This window comes from Pseudomonas pudica, assembly GCF_015680405.1.
Classification (GTDB): Bacteria; Pseudomonadota; Gammaproteobacteria; order Pseudomonadales; family Pseudomonadaceae; genus Aquipseudomonas; species Aquipseudomonas pudica.
Genome location: NZ_JADLJS010000074.1, coordinates 1 through 15,155, shown reverse-complemented (window position 1 = coordinate 15,155; position 15,155 = coordinate 1). Strand labels below are relative to the sequence as shown.

Below are 15,155 nucleotides of genomic sequence, written 5' to 3'. Positions count from 1 at the left end.
GCATCAAGCTGAGGCTCAATGGCCTGAGCCCTGTCGAGTACAGGACCCAGGCGGCAGCTTAAACTGTCCAACTTTTTGGGGGCAGTCCAAGTACTGCACAGTATTCAAAACTTGTACAAGCCCTGTGGGAGCGGGTTTACCCGCGAAGAGGCCGGCACAGGCAAACCACAATTAGCGGTAAGCCTCCACCGGCACACAAGCACAGAACAGGTTCCTGTCCCCATACACATTGTCCACCCGGTTCACCGCTGGCCAGTACTTGTGCTGGCGCACGTGAGCACTGGGGGCCACCGCCTGTTCCAGGCTGTAGGGCCTGTCCCACACCGCCAGCACATCGGCCAGGGTATGCGGTGCATGCTTGAGCGGGTTGTTTTCCGCCGGCCAGTTGCCCTCCTGCACTTCGCCAATTTCCGCCCGAATCGCCAACATCGCCTCGACAAAGCGGTCCAGTTCAGCCTTGGACTCACTCTCGGTCGGCTCGACCATCAGCGTGCCCGGCACCGGGAACGACATGGTCGGCGCGTGGAAGCCATAGTCCATCAGGCGCTTGGCCACGTCCTCTTCGCTGATGCCGGTCAGCGCCTTCAGCGGCCGCAGGTCGAGGATGCACTCATGCGCCACGCGCTGGTTGCGCCCGCGGTAGAGCACCGGGAAGGCTCCACCCAGCTGGCTGGCCAGGTAATTGGCCGACAGGATCGCCACCTCGCTGGCATCGGCCAACTGCGGCCCCATCATGGCTATGTACATCCAGCTGATCGGCAGGATGCTTGCACTGCCCCAAGGCGCGGCACTGACCGCGCTGTTGTTCGGGTCCAGGCCGGGTACCGGCACCACCGGGTGGCTGGCGACGAACGGCTTGAGGTGCGCGCGAATGCCGATCGGGCCCATGCCCGGGCCGCCACCACCGTGGGGAATGCAGAAGGTCTTGTGCAGGTTCATGTGTGAAACGTCAGCGCCGATATCCGCCGGACGCGCCAGGCCCACCTGGGCATTGAGGTTGGCGCCATCCATGTACACCTGACCACCGTGCTGGTGGACCACTTCGCAGATTTCGCGGATCCCCTCTTCATACACGCCGTGGGTCGACGGGTAAGTGATCATCAGGCACGACAACCGATCCCCGGCCGAGTGGGCCTTGGCCTTGAGGTCGGCCAGGTCGACGTTGCCATCATCGTCGCAATCGACGATCACCACCTCCATGCCGGCCATTTGCGCCGACGCCGGGTTGGTGCCGTGGGCCGACGACGGGATCAGGCACAGCGTGCGTTGTGGCTGGTGGCGGCTGCGGTGGTAGCGAGTAATGGCCATCAGGCCGGCGTACTCGCCCTGGGCGCCGGAGTTGGGCTGCATGCAGATGGCATCGAAGCCGGTAATGGCGCACAGCCAGCTTTCCAGCTCGTCGATCATTGCCTTGTAACCGGTGGCCTGGGCCGCCGGGGCAAACGGGTGCAGTTGGGCAAAGCCAGGCCAGGTAATGGGGATCATCTCGCTGGTGGCGTTGAGCTTCATGGTGCACGAACCCAGCGGGATCATCGACTGGTTCAGCGCCAGGTCCTTGTTCTCGAGCTGCTTGAGGTAGCGCAGCATCTCGGTTTCGCTGTGGTGCAGGTTGAACACCGGGTGGGCGAGGAACGGCGTGCGCCGCACCAGGCTGGCGGGGATGCCTTCGGGCAGGGCCAGCTGGTCAAGTGCGGCTATATCCAGGCCGTGGTTCACCCCCAGGAAGATGTCGAACAGGCGCAGCACCGTCTGCTCCGAGCAAGTCTCGTCCAGGCTCACGCCCAGGTGCCCGCGGCCAAGAATGCGCAAGTTGATCTGCGCAGCCTCGGCGCTTTCGATGATGGCCGCCTGGGCACCGCCGACGTCCAGGGTAAGGGTGTCGAAGAAGTGCTGGTTGAGGCGCTTGATGCCCTTGGCCTCGAGGCCGGCTGCCAGGATGAAGGTCAGCCGGTGCACGCGCTGGGCAATGCGCTGCAGGCCTTCCGGGCCGTGGTACACCGCGTAGAAGCCGGCAATGTTGGCCAGCAGCACCTGGGCCGTGCAGATGTTGGAGTTGGCCTTCTCGCGGCGGATATGCTGCTCGCGGGTTTGCAGGGCCATACGCAAAGCGGTGTTGCCACGGGCATCGCGCGACACGCCGATGATGCGCCCCGGCATGGCTCGCTTGTAGTCATCGCGGCAGGCGAAATAGGCCGCGTGGGGGCCGCCATAGCCCATCGGTACGCCAAAGCGCTGGGTCGAGCCCAGCACCACATCGGCGCCCAGTTCCCCGGGCGGTGCCAGCACCACCAGGCTGAGCAGGTCGGCGGCTACGCAGGCCAAGGCATGCTGGCTGTGCAAATGGTCGATTTGCGGGCGCAGGTCGCGCACCTCGCCGTGGGTATCCGGGTACTGCAACAAGGCCCCGAAAACCGCGTGTTTGCCAAGGTTATCCACAGAGTCGACGATCAGCTCGAAGCCGAAGCCCTCGGCACGGGTCTTGAGTACCGACAGGGTCTGCGGGTGACAGTGCTCGTCGGCGAAGAAGGCATTGCTCTTGTTGCGCGCCACCCGCTTGGCCAGGGCCATGGCCTCGGCGGCGGCGGTGGCTTCGTCGAGCAGCGAGGCGTTGGCCAGGGCCAGCCCGGTGAGGTCGATGACCATCTGCTGGAAGTTCAGCAGTGCTTCCAGCCGGCCTTGGGCGATTTCAGGCTGATAGGGCGTGTAGGCGGTGTACCAGCCCGGGTTTTCCAGCACGTTGCGCAGGATGACCGTGGGGGTGATGGTGCCGTGGTAGCCCATGCCGATCAGGCTGGTCCAGACCTGGTTCTGCCCGGCGTAACCGGCGAGCTTGGCCAGGGCGGCCTGTTCGTCCAGTGCCGGCGGCAGGTCCAGGGGGCGATTGAGGCGGATGTCTGGCGGTACGGTCTGCTCGATCAGCTCACTGCGGCTGGCGACACCCAGCGCATTGAGCATGGCCTGCTGCTCCGTGGCATCCGGGCCCAGGTGGCGACGCAGGAAAGGGTTGAGCTCTTGCAGTTGATGCAGGGATGGCGACTGGGACATGACGACGCTCTCTTCCTGGAACAGCTCTCATGGAGACTTACAAGTCTAGGAAGGGATTGCCGATTCTGCGGGGAAACTTGTTTTGCCAGTACCGGCCCTATCGCCGGCAAGCCAGCTCCCACAGGTAACCACAGGCCCTGAGGCGCGCGCTATCTCTGTGGGAGCTGGCTTGCCGGCGATGAGGCCTGAAGCCTTACTCGCCGATAGCGGCTGCGTAACCAGCACCATCCAGCAGCTTGTCCAGCTCGGCCGGGTTGCTTGGCTTCAGCTTGAAGATCCACGACTCGTAAGGTTCTTCGTTGAGCAGCTCTGGGCTGTCGGCCAGCTCTTCGTTGACCGCGATCACTTCGCCACCGACCGGGGCGTAGATGTCCGAAGCGGCCTTGACCGACTCGACAACACCGGCCGCGTCGCCAGCGGCGAATACCTTGCCGACTTCAGCCAGCTCGACGAACACCACGTCACCCAGGGCTTGCTGGGCGTGGTCGCTGATACCCACGGTCACGGTGCCATCGGCTTCCAGGCGAGCCCACTCGTGGCTTTCGGCAAAACGCAGGTCGGCGGGGATATTGCTCATGTCTTGAATTCCTCGATTGGCTCAGCGGTACGCCCGCCGGTTAAAAATTGTTCAGATCAGAATCTTGCCGTGGCGCACGAAGGTCGGTTTGACCACCCGCACCGGGTACCACTTGCCGCGGATTTCCACCTCGGCCCGGTCGCCGGTGGCCATGGGCACGCGTGCAAGTGCAATGGACTTGCTCAGCGTAGGCGAGAAACTACCACTGGTGATCTCCCCTTCGCCAATCCCGGCTACACGCACCACCTGGTGGGCACGCAGCACGCCACGCTCTTCCAGTACCAGGCCGACCAGTTTTTCCTGCACGCCATGTTCGATTTCCGCCAGCAGACCGGCGCGGCCGATAAAGTCACGCCCGGCCGGCTCCCAAGCGATGCTCCAGCCAAGGTTGGAGGTGAGCGGGGTGTGGGTTTCGTCAATGTCCTGGCCGTACAGATTCATGCCAGCTTCCAGGCGCAAGGTATCGCGGGCACCAAGGCCGCTGGGGGCGATTCCGGCACCGACCAGGTCGTTGAAGAACGCCACCGCCTGGTCGCCGGGGAGGATGATCTCCAAGCCGTCTTCACCGGTGTAACCGGTGCGGGCAATGAACCAGTCGCCTTCGGCAAAACCTTCGAACGGACGCAGTTCGCGGATCAGCGCGGCACGCGCGGGGCTGAGCAGCGCTGCAACCTTTTCTCGGGCATGCGGGCCCTGGATGGCAAGAATGGCAAGGTCGGGGCGGACCTTGAAGTCCACGGCAAAACCGTCACGCTGCAGTTGCAGCCAGTCGAGCACCTTGGCGCGGGTGGCGGCGTTGGTGACCAGACGATAGCCCTCTTCCGTGCGGTAGACGATCAGGTCATCGATCACCCCGCCCTGCTCCTGCAACAGCGGGCTGTACAGCGCCTTGCCGGTGTCGTCGAGGCGGGCCACGTCATTGGCCAGCAGACGCTGCAGCCAGGCGGTGGCTTCGCTACCATCGACATCGATAACGGTCATGTGAGAAACATCGAACACCCCGCAATCGCTGCGCACCTGATGGTGCTCCTCGACCTGCGAGCCATAGTGCAGGGGCATGTCCCAGCCACCGAAATCGACCGTCTTGGCGCCAAGCGCCAGGTGCAGGTCATACAAAAGCGTGCGCTGTCCCATGGGTTTCTCCTTCCGGGCGTGGCGAAGCGGCGGCGGTCGATGACGTCGGGTCGTCAGCTCTTCTTGTGTAGGACCCGCCGCGCGAATGCCGCGCATTGTAGCCGCAAGGGCGCGGGCTGGCACCCTCAGTGACTGTGACCGGGTCGACGTGCCGAACGGCGGATCAGGCCGATGACCGGCAGCAGGCCCACCAGCACCAGGGTCAGTGCCGGCAACGATGCACGCGCCCACTCACCCTCGCTGGTCATCTCGAACACCCTTACCGCCAAGGTATCCCAGCCGAACGGGCGCATCAGCAAAGTGGCCGGCATTTCCTTGAGCACGTCGACGAACACCAGCAGGGCGGCGCTGAGCGCGCCAGGCACCAGCAGCGGTAGATACACCTTGAAAAACAATCCCGCGCCACCGACGCCCAGGCTACGGGATGCCTCGGGCAATGACGGGCGGATACGCTCCAGGCTGCTCTCCAGCGGCCCGTAGGCCACCGCGATGAAGCGCACCAGGTAGGCCAGCAGTAACGCCGCCAGGCTGCCCAGCAGCAGCGGCTTGCCGGCACCGCCCAGCCAGCTGGACAGCGGGATGACCAGATGGTTGTCGAGGTAACTGAAGGCAAGCATGATCGACACCGCCAGCACCGAGCCGGGCAAGGCATAACCCAGGTTGGCCAGGCCTACCCCGGCGCGGATACCGCCCGTCGGCGCCTGGCGCCGGGCAAAGGCCAGCAGCAACGCCACGCACACCGTGACCAGCGCCGCCATGCCACCCAGGTACAGGGTGTGCAGCACAAGGCCGACATAACGCTCGTCCAGGTCATGCCGGCCGCGCTGCCAGAACCACGCCAGCAGTTGCAGCAGCGGGATGACGAAGGCGCAGGCGAACACCAGCAGGCACCAGCCACTGGCCAGCAACGCCTTGAACCCGCGCAGGTGGTACAGCGCCTGCCCGCGCGGCCGCTCGTTGCCGCTGCGGCTGGCCCCCCTGGCACGGCGCTCGCCATACAGCACCAGCATCACCGCCAGCAGCAACAGGCTGGCCAGCTGGGCCGCGCTGGACAGGCTGAAGAAGCCGTACCAGGTCTTGTAGATGGCCGTGGTGAAGGTGTCGAAGTTGAATACCGCCACCGCGCCGAAGTCGGCCAGGGTTTCCATCAGGGCCAGGGCAATACCGGCGCCAATCGCGGGCCGAGCCATGGGCAGCGCCACACGCCAGAACGCCTGCAGCGGGGACAGCCCCAGCACTCGCGCCGCTTCCATCAGGCCCTTGCCCTGGGCCAGGAATGCGGTACGCGCCAGCAGATAGACATAGGGGTAGAACACCAGCACCAGGACGACGATCACCCCGCCGGTGGAGCGCACCCGGGGCAGGCGCATCGGCCCGAACACCTCGCGCAGGGCGCTCTGCACCGGGCCGGCGAAGTCCAGCAGGCCGACGAAGACGAACGCCAGCACATAGGCCGGGATGGCGAACGGTAGCATCAGCGCCCAGTCCAGCCAGCGCCGGCCAGGGAACTCGCATAGGCTGGTCAGCCAGGCCAGGCTGACGCCCAGCACGGTGACGCCGATGCCCACACCCACCACCAGCGTCAGGGTATTGGTTAGCAGGCGCGTCATCTGGGTGTCGAGCAGGTGCGACCAGATCTGCAGGTCGATCGACTGCCAGGACAACAGCAGGACGCTCAGGGGCAGGAGCACCAGGGCGGCGACCAAGGTGACCGGGAGGTACCAGCGGCGTTGAGGGGTGTGGGGCAAGGCTTGACTCTCGATTGCGATGGCGACCGCTGCGCGGTCGTTCGCGGGTGAACCCACTCCCACAGGATCTGCACTGCCTTTGAGGGTTGTGCGGTCCTGTGGGAGCGGGTTTATCGGAACGCCGAACCGCCGCGAATGGGCCCTTGCAGGCCCCGGAAGGATAAAGCCTGGCGCTTAGTTCCAGCCAGCCCGATCCATCAAGCGAATCGCTTCAGCCTGGCGCTTGCCAGCGATTTCCACCGGAATGCTGTCAGCCTTGAAGCTGCCCCACGCTGCCACTTCGTCCGAGGGCTTGACCTTCGGGTTGGCCGGGAACTCCTGGTTGATGTCGGCGAACAACTTCTGCGCCTCTTCACCAGTCATCCATTCCACCAGTTTCTTCGCCGCCTCCGGGTGTGGCGCATGCTTGGTCAGGCCGATGCCCGACAGGTTCACGTGCACGCCACGGTCACCTTGGTTGGGCCAGAAGATCTTCACCGGCAGTTTCGGGTTCTGCTTGTGCAGGCGGCCATAGTAGTAGGTGTTGACCACGCCCACGTCGCACTGGCCGGCCTCGATGGCCTGGATCACGGCGTTGTCGTCGGAGAACACGTCGGTAGACAGGTTGTTGACCCAGCCTTTGACGATCTGCTCTGTCTTCGCCTCGCCGTGGGTTTCGATCAGGGTGGCGGTCAGCGACTGGTTGTACACCTTCTTCGCCGTGCGCAGGCACAGGCGGCCTTCCCACTGCTTGTCGGCCAAGGCTTCGTAGGTGCTCAGCTCCTGCGGCTTGACCCGCTCGGTGGAGTAGATGATGGTGCGGGCGCGCAGGCTCAGGCCGGTCCAGTCGTGGGACGAGGCGCGGTACTGCGACGGGATGTTCTGGTCGATGATGTCGGACTTGATCGGCTGCAGGATGCCCATCTGCTCGGCTTGCCACAGGTTGCCGGCATCGACGGTCAGCAGCAGGTCGGCCACGCCGTTTTCGCCCTCGGCCTTGATGCGCTGCATCAGCGGGGCTTCCTTGTCGGTGATGAACTTGATCTTGACCCCGGTCTTGGCGGTATAGGCATCGAACACCGGCTTGATCAGCTCGTCGATGCGCGAGGAGTACACCACCACTTCGTCCGCTGCCTGGGCGGTGCCGCCGAACAGGGTCAGGGCCAGGGCGGCCAGTAGGGGCTTGCGTGGCAACATGGAAAGCACTCCTCGGATCGTATGAGAGGCGCAAATGGTAGTGAATCCCATTTTCCGACTCATCTACCTAGGCGTTACCGGATGTTGCAGAACTTGCTCCTACTGCTCATCGTGCAAGACCTTCACGCCTTGGCCAGATCCGGGAGGTCACCACTCAAACCCAGCGCCTGGCGCACGAACAGTGCCTTGGCCTCCGGCATCTGCTCCACCAGCTTCAACCCACTGTTACGCAACCAGCGCAACGGCAACGGGTTGGCCTGGAACAACCGCTCGAACCCTTCCATCGCCGCCATCAGTGCCAGGTTGTGCGGCATGCGACGTCGCTCGTAACGGCTCAGCACCTTCACATCCGCCAGCCGCTCGCCACGCTCGCAGGCGTTGACCAGCACCTCGGCCAGCACCGCAGCATCGAGAAAGCCCAGGTTGACGCCCTGCCCGGCCAGCGGGTGAATGGTGTGCGCGGCATCGCCGATCAATGCCAGGCCTTCATCCACATAGCGCTTGGCGTGGCGCTGGCGCAGCGGTACGCACACCCGCGGGTCGGCCTGCAGCACATCACCCAGGCGCCCCTCGAATGCCCGCTCCAGGGCTTTCAGGAAGGCCGCTTCATCCAGCGCCATCAATTGCTCGGCATGCTCCGGGGTGGTCGACCACACGATCGAGCACCAGTCCTGCTGGCCATCACGGGATAGCGGCAGGAACGCCAGTGGTCCTTCATCGGTGAAGCGCTGCCAGGCCGTGGCCTGGTGCCCGGCGCTGCAGCGCACGCTGGTGACGATGGCATGGTGCAGGTAATCCCACTCACGGGTTTCGCAACCGGCCAGGCGCCGCACTGCCGAGTTGGCACCGTCTGCCGCGATCACCAGCGGTGCACGCAGCTGGCGGCCATCGGCGAGGGTAAGCAGCCACTCGTCGCCAGAGCGGCGCAGCTGTTCGAGCCGCGCATTGGGCAGCAGGCCGATATCGCTGTCATGCAAGCGTTCCAGCAGGCCATCCTGCACCACCCGGTTCTCGACGATATGGCCGAGCACCTGGGCGTGCACGCTGGCGGCCGAGAAGTGAATCTGCCCGGTGCCACTGCCATCCCACACATGCATGTCCGAATATGGCGTGGCACGCCGCCGGGCAATGCCATCCCAGGCGCCAAGGCGCTCGAGGATGCGCTGGCTGGCTGCCGACAACGCGCTGACACGCGGCTCGAACGGGGCCTGGGCATCGAACGGCTTGACCGTCAGCGGGCCGCCGTCGAGCAGGAGGATTTGCAAGCCACTGTGGCGCAACGCCAGGGCCAGGGCGCTGCCGACCATACCGGCACCGACAATCAACAGATCTGCGCGCATTTCCATGCCTTACGCCAGCCTCGCTTGCGGCTTGAGCCGCACATATAGGGTTTTATCGACCCGCGCCACCAGCTCGCCGGCGCCGTCACGGATATCGACCTGCAAACGCGGCAGGCACTTCTTGCCGGTGGCAGTCTGCTGGCGGATTTCATCCAGCAGCGCGTCATCGACGTGGAGTTCGGCATACACCGGGCCTTTGCCCGGCGAAATGAAATCGATGCTGGCGGCCTTGTCCCAGACGATGTAGTCACGACCCAGCTGTTCGATCAGCAACAGCATGTAGAACGGGTCGACCATCGAATACAGGCTGCCGCCGAACTGAGTACCGACATAGTTGCGGTTCCAGCGGGTCAGCTTCATCGCCACCTTGACGCTGCGCAGGTCCGGGCTGATGTGCAGCACGCGGATGCCAGCACCCAGATACGGCGGGTAAAGGTTCAACCGCCAACGCAACAGGCGCGCCCGGCGCGCCAGCCTGCGCGCGTTGCCACTCATGCCTGACCTCGCGGATCGGGGCGAGTGCCCAGGCCCATGGCCTGGCGGGCGAACCAGCTTTTCGCCGGAGGCAGCAAGTCGAGACCGAGCAGGCCCAGGTTACGCCCGGCGGCCAGCAACGGCTGGCTACTGCCGAACAGGCGAGTGACCTGGTCGGAAAAACCGATGGTCATGGCCTGGTCCAGGTGCTGGCGCTGGTGGTAGGCCTGCAACGTGGTCAGGTCGCCAGGCTGCTGCGGGCCGGCCAGCAGCGCCTCGGCAAGCGCCTGCACGTCACGCAGCGACAGATTGAAGCCTTGGCCGGCAATAGGGTGAAGGCTGTGCGCGGCGTTGCCCAGCACCACCAGATGCGGCCGCACCTGCTCCTGGGCTTCGATCAGCGACAGTGGGTAGAGGTGCCGCGCGCCGACCTGGCGCAAAGCGCCCAGGCGATAGCCGAACACGCCCTGCAGCTCGCGCAGGAAACTGCGCTCGTCGATGTCGGCCAGGCGCCGCGCGTCCATGCCCTGGCGGGTCCAGACCAGCGCGCAGCGGTTATCCGGCAGCGGCAGCAGGGCCATGGGGCCTTCTTCGGTGAAACGCTCGAAGGCCTGGCCGCCGTGGGCCTCGCCCGGAGTGATATTGGCGATCAGCGCGCTCTGTTGGTAGGGCGTGTGGCGCACATGAATGCCCAGCTGTTCGCGCAGGCCGGAGCGGCCACCGTCGGCCAGTACCGCCAGGTCGCACTCCAGTTGAGTGTCGTCGTTCAGCAGCAGGCGGTAGCCACCTTCGATGGCCTGCATCGCCGTGACTTCCGCCGGGCAACGCCAGCTCACCACCTCGCTGTCCAGCCCTTGCCACAGGCACTGACCCAGCCAGGCGTTTTCCACTACGTAGCCAAGCGCCGGCACGCCCTCTTCCAGGGCATCCAGGCGGGTGGCGCCGAAGCGGCCGCGGTCGGATACGTGAATCTGCCGGATCGGCTCGGCGCGATGGCCGATTGCCTGCCACAGGCCCAGCTGCTGGTAGATCTGCTGAGTGCCAAACGACAGTGCCGACGAACGCGCATCGTAGCTGGGCTGGAAGCTGTCACCGGGGGCGAAGGGCTCGATCAGCAGGATCTTCCAGCCTCGCGCCTTGGCCCCCGCCTGCAGCGCCAGGGCCAAGCTCGCGCCCACCAGGCCGCCACCAATGATCGCCAGATTCACCCGATTCATGCCGCGTCCTTGCGGGCGGCCTGCATCAGTGCCTCGATCTCGGCGACCGTACGCGGTACGCCCGAAGTCAGGATTTCACAGCCTTGCCTGGTCACTACCACGTCGTCCTCGATCCTTACACCAATGCCGCGCCATTTCTTGGCCACGGCCTGATTGTCGGCACCTATGTAGATGCCCGGTTCGACGGTCAGCGCCATGCCGGGTTCAAGCACCCGCCACTCGCCGCCCACCTTGTACTCGCCCACATCGTGCACATCCATGCCCAGCCAATGCCCGGCACGATGCATGTAGAAGGCACGATAGGCCTCGCTGTCGATCAGCGCCTGTACCTCGCCCGTCAACAGGCCCAGTTCCACCAGGCCCTCGGTGATGACCCGCACGGTCGCCTCATGGGCGTGGTTCCAGTGCTTGCCGGGGGCGATTTCGGCAAACGCCGCGGCCTGGGCCTTGAGCACCAGCTCGTAGATGGCCTTCTGCTCCGGCGAAAAGCGCCCGCTGACCGGGAAGGTACGGGTGATGTCGCTGGCGTAGCAGTCGATCTCGCAGCCGGCGTCGATCAGTACCAGGTCGCCATCCTTGAGCGGGGCGTCGTTCTGCTGATAGTGCAGGATGCAGCCATTGCGCCCGGCCGCGACGATCGAGCCGTAGGCCGGCATCTTCGCCCCACCCTTGCGGAACTCGTAGTCCAGCTCGGCTTCCAGGCTGTATTCGTGCAAGCCGGCCCGGCAGGCCTGCATGGCCCGCACGTGGGCCCGCGCCGAAATCTCTGCGGCAGCACGCATCACCTTCACTTCCGCTGCCGATTTATACAGGCGCATGTCGTGCAGCAGATGATCCAGCGCAACGAACTCGTTCGGCGGCTGGGCGCCCAGGCGGGCCTTGGAGCGGATCACGTTGATCCAGTCCATCAGCCGGCGGTCGAACTCGGGGTTGCTGCCCATGGCGCTGTACACCCGCTCACGGCCTTCGATCAGGCCCGGCAGGATCTCGTCGATGTCGGTGATGGGGAAGGCATCGTCTGCGCCAAAATCGCGCACCGCACCTTCCTGGCCAGCCCGCAGACCATCCCACAGCTCGCGCTCGGGGTTGCGTTCACGGCAGAACAGCACGTATTCGCCATGCTCGCGCCCCGGAATCAGCGCAATCACCGCTTCCGGCTCGGGAAAACCACTGAGGTACTGGAAGTCGCTGTCCTGGCGGTAAACGTGCTCTACGTCGCGGTTACGGATGGCAACCGCGGCAGCGGGCAGGATGGCGATACTGTTGGGTACCATCTGCGCCATCAGCGCCTTGCGCCGACGGGCATACTCGGCCTTGGGAATGCGGCTCATGGGCAGACTACCCCCGGTTGATCAGTGCAGCGATGGCTTGGGTGCGGGGGCGGCCGGCTTGGCCAGCTCGGAGAACAGCAGCAACGGCGCCACGCGCAGGTATTCCATGACCTCCATGTAGTCGCTCTCGCCGTCCTCGGACTCCTCGAGGGCTTCCTGGACCTGGGAAATGGCCACCAGGTCCTGCAGCACTTCCTTGGCCTCGTCGGACAGGTCCTTGCCACCGGCATTCAGGCCGAAACCGGTGATGAAGCCTTGGCACCACTGGCCCAGCGCGGTGGCGCGGTCGTTCAGGGCGGCGTCGTCGGAAGGCAGCAGCAGGACGATCGCCATGTCGTCGCTGGTCAGCTCGCCCTTGACCATTTCCTGCAGGCCGACCAGGGCGTTGCGCACGGTGTCACCGGGCTCGGTTTCCAGCAGCTGGGCGGCATCGGCCAGCCAGCCGTCGGCGTCGAAGCCGGCACCGGCGCAGCTGCGGCCGATCAGCAGGCCGTGCAGTTCGGCCGGGGTGACAGGATGGCCATTGCTGGACAGCAGCATGGCGAAGGCGATGTAGGGCGATTGGGTATTGGGCATGGGCAGCTAGGCGCCAGACGGCGCAATGACTAGAATGGAGACCTTGTATCCTAGCACCGGCAGGCGCGCCAAGACCATCGGCACTGGCCGTCGCCGCCCAGGGAGAGGCATCATCGCCAGGTGACTCAACGACGGAGCGAATCGAGTGCAACCCACGCAAGAGAACGACCTGCAGGCACTGATGAGCCGATTCGAGTTGCTGATCGAACGTGTCGAGCAACTAAAACGGCAAAATGCACTCCTAGTAGCTCAGGAAAAAACCTGGCGCGAAGAGCGCGCCCACCTCATCGAAAAGAACGAGATCGCCAAGCGCAAGGTCGAGTCGATGATTTTACGCCTCAAGGCCCTGGAGCAAGACTCATGAGTTCAAGCAATAGCGTCACCGTGCAGATCCTCGACAAGGAGTATTCGATCATCTGCCCGCCGGAGGAGCGCAACAACCTGGTCAGCGCCGCACGCTACCTGGACGGCAAGATGCGCGAGATCCGCAGCAGCGGCAAGGTGATCGGCGCCGACCGCATCGCGGTCATGGCAGCGTTGAACATCACCCACGAAATGCTGCACCGCCAGGAAGACCGCAACGATGCCCCGGCAGGCGGCACCACTCGCGAACAGGTGCGCGACCTGCTGGAACGGGTCGACCAGGCACTGTCCGACGACGCGGATACCAAAATCGGCTGAGATTGGTATACTGGCGCCACTCCCTGGGGGATGCGCCAGTCGGTTATGTCCCTGAGCCGATACGCACAACCACGGGGGTTGCACGCTGGGGCCGGTGTGCATGTCCGCCCGACGGAAAGCCTTAACGCCCCCTGCAATCTCCACCTTGAACTTTCGGGTTCAAGGGCTACACCGATAGCGGTCTTGTCGGGGAGCCTGAATTCTCTTGCCCGCCCCTTCCGGCGGGCAATTCGTTTTGGCCGACCACGTCGGCCAGCATCTGGGATCGCCCGTGCCATGACCGACACCGCGCAGCTCACCCGCCCCCAGCTCCGTCGCCTGCTCCGCAATGCCCGCCGCGCCCTTACCCCTGCCCAGCAACGCCAGGCCGCCCTTGGCCTGTACCGCCAGCTGGCGCAGCACCCGCTGTTCCGCCGCGCCCGGCACATTGCCCTGTACCTGCCCAACGACGGCGAAATCGACCCTTGCCTGCTGCTGCGCGAGGCCCAGCGCCGTGGCAAGCGTACCTACCTGCCGGTGCTGCACGCCTGGCCGCGCACGCGCATGGTGTTCCAGCGCTTCGAGCAGGGCGAGAAGCTCAAGCCCAACCGCTTTCGCATTCCGGAGCCGGTTACCGAGCGCAAGCGCCAGCGCCCGATCTGGTCGCTGGACCTGATCCTGCTACCGTTGGTCGGTTTCGACGAAGTGGGCGGTCGCCTGGGAATGGGCGGTGGTTTCTATGATCGCAGCCTGGCCTACCAGGCGCGTCGCCAGACCTGGAAAAAGCCGTTGCTGTTGGGGCTGGCACATGAATGCCAGAAGGTCGAGCGGCTGGCTCAGGCCAGTTGGGATGTACCGCTGCAGGGGACGGTCTCGGACCGTGGCTGGTACTTGGCGCCGCGTTGAACGGCGCCGACGTGGGGCATCAACGTTGCGGCTGGCTGGCGTCGACCGGCATCTGATAGGCATTGTCCAGCTTGCGCTCCCAGATACCTTGCGCATAACCGGTAGTGACCACACCCAGGCCGAAAATGAACACCAGGATCCACAGCAGATCCGGCTTGTTACGTTGATTCATCGAAGAATGCCCCCCAGGCAAACTGTTCAGGCTCGGCAATTTTCTGGGTATCGCCGGAGCATAGCGCTTTAAACGGGGCGCATTTTCCGACAACCTGCGTCTGCACGCAAACCTTGACGCCAACCGACTGTCGGTTTCATGCAACAGGTTATTTCAAACCTTTTCAGGAGCAGCACCCATGGCCTACTGGCTGATGAAATCCGAGCCCGACGAGCTCTCCATCGAAGCCCTCGGCCGTCTCGGCGAAGCGCGCTGGGACGGCGTGCGCAACTACCAGGCGCGCAATTTCCTGCGGGCCATGAGCGTTGGCGACGAGTTCTTCTTCTATCACTCCAGCTGCCCGCAGCCGGGCATCGCTGGCATTGCCAGGATCACTCGCGCTGCCTACCCCGACCCGACCGCGCTGGACCCGCAAAGCCACTACTACGATGCCAAGGCCACGGCCGACAAGAACCCGTGGAGCGCGGTGGATGTAGCCCATGTGCAAACCCTGCCACGGGTGCTGGAGCTGGCCTGGCTGAAACAGCAGGCAGGCCTGGCCGAACTGCCGCTGGTGCAGAAAGGCAGCCGCCTGTCGGTGATGCCGGTGACGCCAGAGCAATGGGCGGTGATTGTCGCTTTGCGTTGAAACTGCGGCTAAGGTCATAAACCAAAGGGGCCGCCCTGCGGCCCATCGCCCGGGGGGCCCCCCCCCCCCCCCCCCCCCCCCGCCGCAGGTTACTCGGCCTTCAGGCTTTTCACGCCCTCAGAGGTACCCAGCAGCAGCAAATCTGCCGGACGCGCCGCGAACAGGCCGTTG

The 15,155-nt window shown here is 64.8% G+C and carries 15 protein-coding genes, 1 other RNA gene and 1 pseudogene; 5 read left to right on the top strand and 12 right to left on the bottom strand.

All coding sequences use genetic code 11. The features are described from left to right. Window positions 1–171: 171 nt before the first annotated feature. The 10 genes from gcvP to IRZ77_RS25735 all read right to left on the bottom strand — a co-directional run bounded on the left by gcvP (window position 172) and on the right by IRZ77_RS25735 (window position 12,618). Window positions 172–3,045: an aminomethyl-transferring glycine dehydrogenase gene (gcvP, locus tag IRZ77_RS25780; RefSeq protein ID WP_108480286.1), complete on the bottom strand. Its 2,874-nt coding sequence runs from the start codon at window positions 3,043–3,045 to the stop codon at window positions 172–174. 193 nt (window positions 3,046–3,238) lie between these two features. Continuing rightward, window positions 3,239–3,622, bottom strand: a complete 384-nt coding sequence (gcvH, locus tag IRZ77_RS25775; RefSeq protein WP_085601825.1) for a glycine cleavage system protein GcvH — start codon at window positions 3,620–3,622, stop codon at window positions 3,239–3,241. A gap of 51 nt (window positions 3,623–3,673) precedes the next feature. Continuing rightward, window positions 3,674–4,756 (bottom strand): glycine cleavage system aminomethyltransferase GcvT, encoded by a 1,083-nt coding sequence (gene gcvT / locus IRZ77_RS25770; RefSeq protein WP_153671413.1) that lies wholly within the window; start codon window positions 4,754–4,756, stop codon window positions 3,674–3,676. 125 nt (window positions 4,757–4,881) lie between these two features. After that, window positions 4,882–6,504 (bottom strand): ABC transporter permease, encoded by a 1,623-nt coding sequence (locus IRZ77_RS25765; RefSeq protein ID WP_085601823.1) that lies wholly within the window; start codon window positions 6,502–6,504, stop codon window positions 4,882–4,884. Window positions 6,505–6,678: 174 nt separating this feature from the next. Then, on the bottom strand, window positions 6,679–7,680 hold the full coding sequence (locus IRZ77_RS25760) for an extracellular solute-binding protein (protein WP_085601822.1): 1,002 nt from the start codon (window positions 7,678–7,680) through the stop codon (window positions 6,679–6,681). A gap of 122 nt (window positions 7,681–7,802) precedes the next feature. After that, window positions 7,803–9,020: a 2-octaprenyl-3-methyl-6-methoxy-1,4-benzoquinol hydroxylase gene (locus IRZ77_RS25755; protein WP_196174599.1), complete on the bottom strand. Its 1,218-nt coding sequence runs from the start codon at window positions 9,018–9,020 to the stop codon at window positions 7,803–7,805. A 9-nt stretch (window positions 9,021–9,029) separates the two neighbouring features. Next, on the bottom strand, window positions 9,030–9,515 hold the full coding sequence (locus tag IRZ77_RS25750; protein ID WP_046613627.1) for a DUF4442 domain-containing protein: 486 nt from the start codon (window positions 9,513–9,515) through the stop codon (window positions 9,030–9,032). Then, complete coding sequence (gene ubiH, locus IRZ77_RS25745; protein ID WP_153671415.1) at window positions 9,512–10,711, bottom strand: 2-octaprenyl-6-methoxyphenyl hydroxylase; 1,200 nt, start codon at window positions 10,709–10,711, stop codon at window positions 9,512–9,514. The genes IRZ77_RS25750 and ubiH overlap by 4 nt, the downstream gene beginning before the upstream one ends. After that, window positions 10,708–12,042 (bottom strand): Xaa-Pro aminopeptidase, encoded by a 1,335-nt coding sequence (gene pepP, locus IRZ77_RS25740; RefSeq protein ID WP_108480288.1) that lies wholly within the window; start codon window positions 12,040–12,042, stop codon window positions 10,708–10,710. Before pepP ends, ubiH begins: the two co-directional genes overlap by 4 nt. Before the next feature lie 21 nt (window positions 12,043–12,063). Continuing rightward, window positions 12,064–12,618: a YecA/YgfB family protein gene (locus IRZ77_RS25735; protein WP_046613630.1), complete on the bottom strand. Its 555-nt coding sequence runs from the start codon at window positions 12,616–12,618 to the stop codon at window positions 12,064–12,066. A 181-nt stretch (window positions 12,619–12,799) separates the two neighbouring features. On the opposite strand from IRZ77_RS25735, the gene IRZ77_RS25730 reads away from it, so the two are divergent. The 4 genes from IRZ77_RS25730 to IRZ77_RS25715 all read left to right on the top strand — a co-directional run bounded on the left by IRZ77_RS25730 (window position 12,800) and on the right by IRZ77_RS25715 (window position 14,184). Further along, window positions 12,800–12,982, top strand: coding sequence for a TIGR02449 family protein (locus IRZ77_RS25730; protein WP_046613731.1), 183 nt, complete (start codon window positions 12,800–12,802; stop codon window positions 12,980–12,982). Continuing rightward, entirely contained in the window at window positions 12,979–13,299 is a 321-nt protein-coding gene (locus IRZ77_RS25725; protein ID WP_003259368.1) for a cell division protein ZapA, read from the top strand. Before IRZ77_RS25730 ends, IRZ77_RS25725 begins: the two co-directional genes overlap by 4 nt. A 17-nt stretch (window positions 13,300–13,316) precedes the next feature. Then, window positions 13,317–13,496, top strand: a non-coding RNA gene (ssrS, locus tag IRZ77_RS25720) — 6S RNA. A gap of 79 nt (window positions 13,497–13,575) precedes the next feature. Beyond that, a complete protein-coding gene (locus IRZ77_RS25715) occupies window positions 13,576–14,184 on the top strand; it encodes a 5-formyltetrahydrofolate cyclo-ligase (protein ID WP_046613631.1) in 609 nt (202 codons plus the stop codon). A gap of 19 nt (window positions 14,185–14,203) precedes the next feature. On the opposite strand, the gene IRZ77_RS25710 is transcribed toward IRZ77_RS25715, so the two are convergent. Further along, window positions 14,204–14,356, bottom strand: coding sequence for a hypothetical protein (locus IRZ77_RS25710; protein ID WP_013974724.1), 153 nt, complete (start codon window positions 14,354–14,356; stop codon window positions 14,204–14,206). Window positions 14,357–14,534: 178 nt separating this feature from the next. Between IRZ77_RS25710 and IRZ77_RS25705 the strand changes: the two genes are divergently transcribed. Further along, window positions 14,535–14,984, top strand: coding sequence for an EVE domain-containing protein (locus IRZ77_RS25705; RefSeq protein ID WP_046613632.1), 450 nt, complete (start codon window positions 14,535–14,537; stop codon window positions 14,982–14,984). A gap of 89 nt (window positions 14,985–15,073) precedes the next feature. Here IRZ77_RS25705 and IRZ77_RS25700 read toward each other — a convergent pair. After that, a pseudogene (locus IRZ77_RS25700) lies at window positions 15,074–15,155 on the bottom strand (ribose-5-phosphate isomerase RpiA); the annotation flags it as partial.

Coding starts and splice junctions, on each gene's coding strand:
- gcvP (WP_108480286.1), bottom strand. CDS start 3,045: ATGTCCCAGTCGCCATCCCTGCATCAACTGCAAGAGCTCAACCCTTTC.
- gcvH (WP_085601825.1), bottom strand. CDS start 3,622: ATGAGCAATATCCCCGCCGACCTGCGTTTTGCCGAAAGCCACGAGTGG.
- gcvT (WP_153671413.1), bottom strand. CDS start 4,756: ATGGGACAGCGCACGCTTTTGTATGACCTGCACCTGGCGCTTGGCGCC.
- IRZ77_RS25760 (WP_085601822.1), bottom strand. CDS start 7,680: ATGTTGCCACGCAAGCCCCTACTGGCCGCCCTGGCCCTGACCCTGTTC.
- IRZ77_RS25755 (WP_196174599.1), bottom strand. CDS start 9,020: ATGCGCGCAGATCTGTTGATTGTCGGTGCCGGTATGGTCGGCAGCGCC.
- IRZ77_RS25750 (WP_046613627.1), bottom strand. CDS start 9,515: ATGAGTGGCAACGCGCGCAGGCTGGCGCGCCGGGCGCGCCTGTTGCGT.
- ubiH (WP_153671415.1), bottom strand. CDS start 10,711: ATGAATCGGGTGAATCTGGCGATCATTGGTGGCGGCCTGGTGGGCGCG.
- pepP (WP_108480288.1), bottom strand. CDS start 12,042: ATGAGCCGCATTCCCAAGGCCGAGTATGCCCGTCGGCGCAAGGCGCTG.
- IRZ77_RS25735 (WP_046613630.1), bottom strand. CDS start 12,618: ATGCCCAATACCCAATCGCCCTACATCGCCTTCGCCATGCTGCTGTCC.
- IRZ77_RS25730 (WP_046613731.1), top strand. CDS start 12,800: ATGAGCCGATTCGAGTTGCTGATCGAACGTGTCGAGCAACTAAAACGG.
- IRZ77_RS25725 (WP_003259368.1), top strand. CDS start 12,979: ATGAGTTCAAGCAATAGCGTCACCGTGCAGATCCTCGACAAGGAGTAT.
- IRZ77_RS25715 (WP_046613631.1), top strand. CDS start 13,576: ATGACCGACACCGCGCAGCTCACCCGCCCCCAGCTCCGTCGCCTGCTC.
- IRZ77_RS25710 (WP_013974724.1), bottom strand. CDS start 14,356: ATGAATCAACGTAACAAGCCGGATCTGCTGTGGATCCTGGTGTTCATT.
- IRZ77_RS25705 (WP_046613632.1), top strand. CDS start 14,535: ATGGCCTACTGGCTGATGAAATCCGAGCCCGACGAGCTCTCCATCGAA.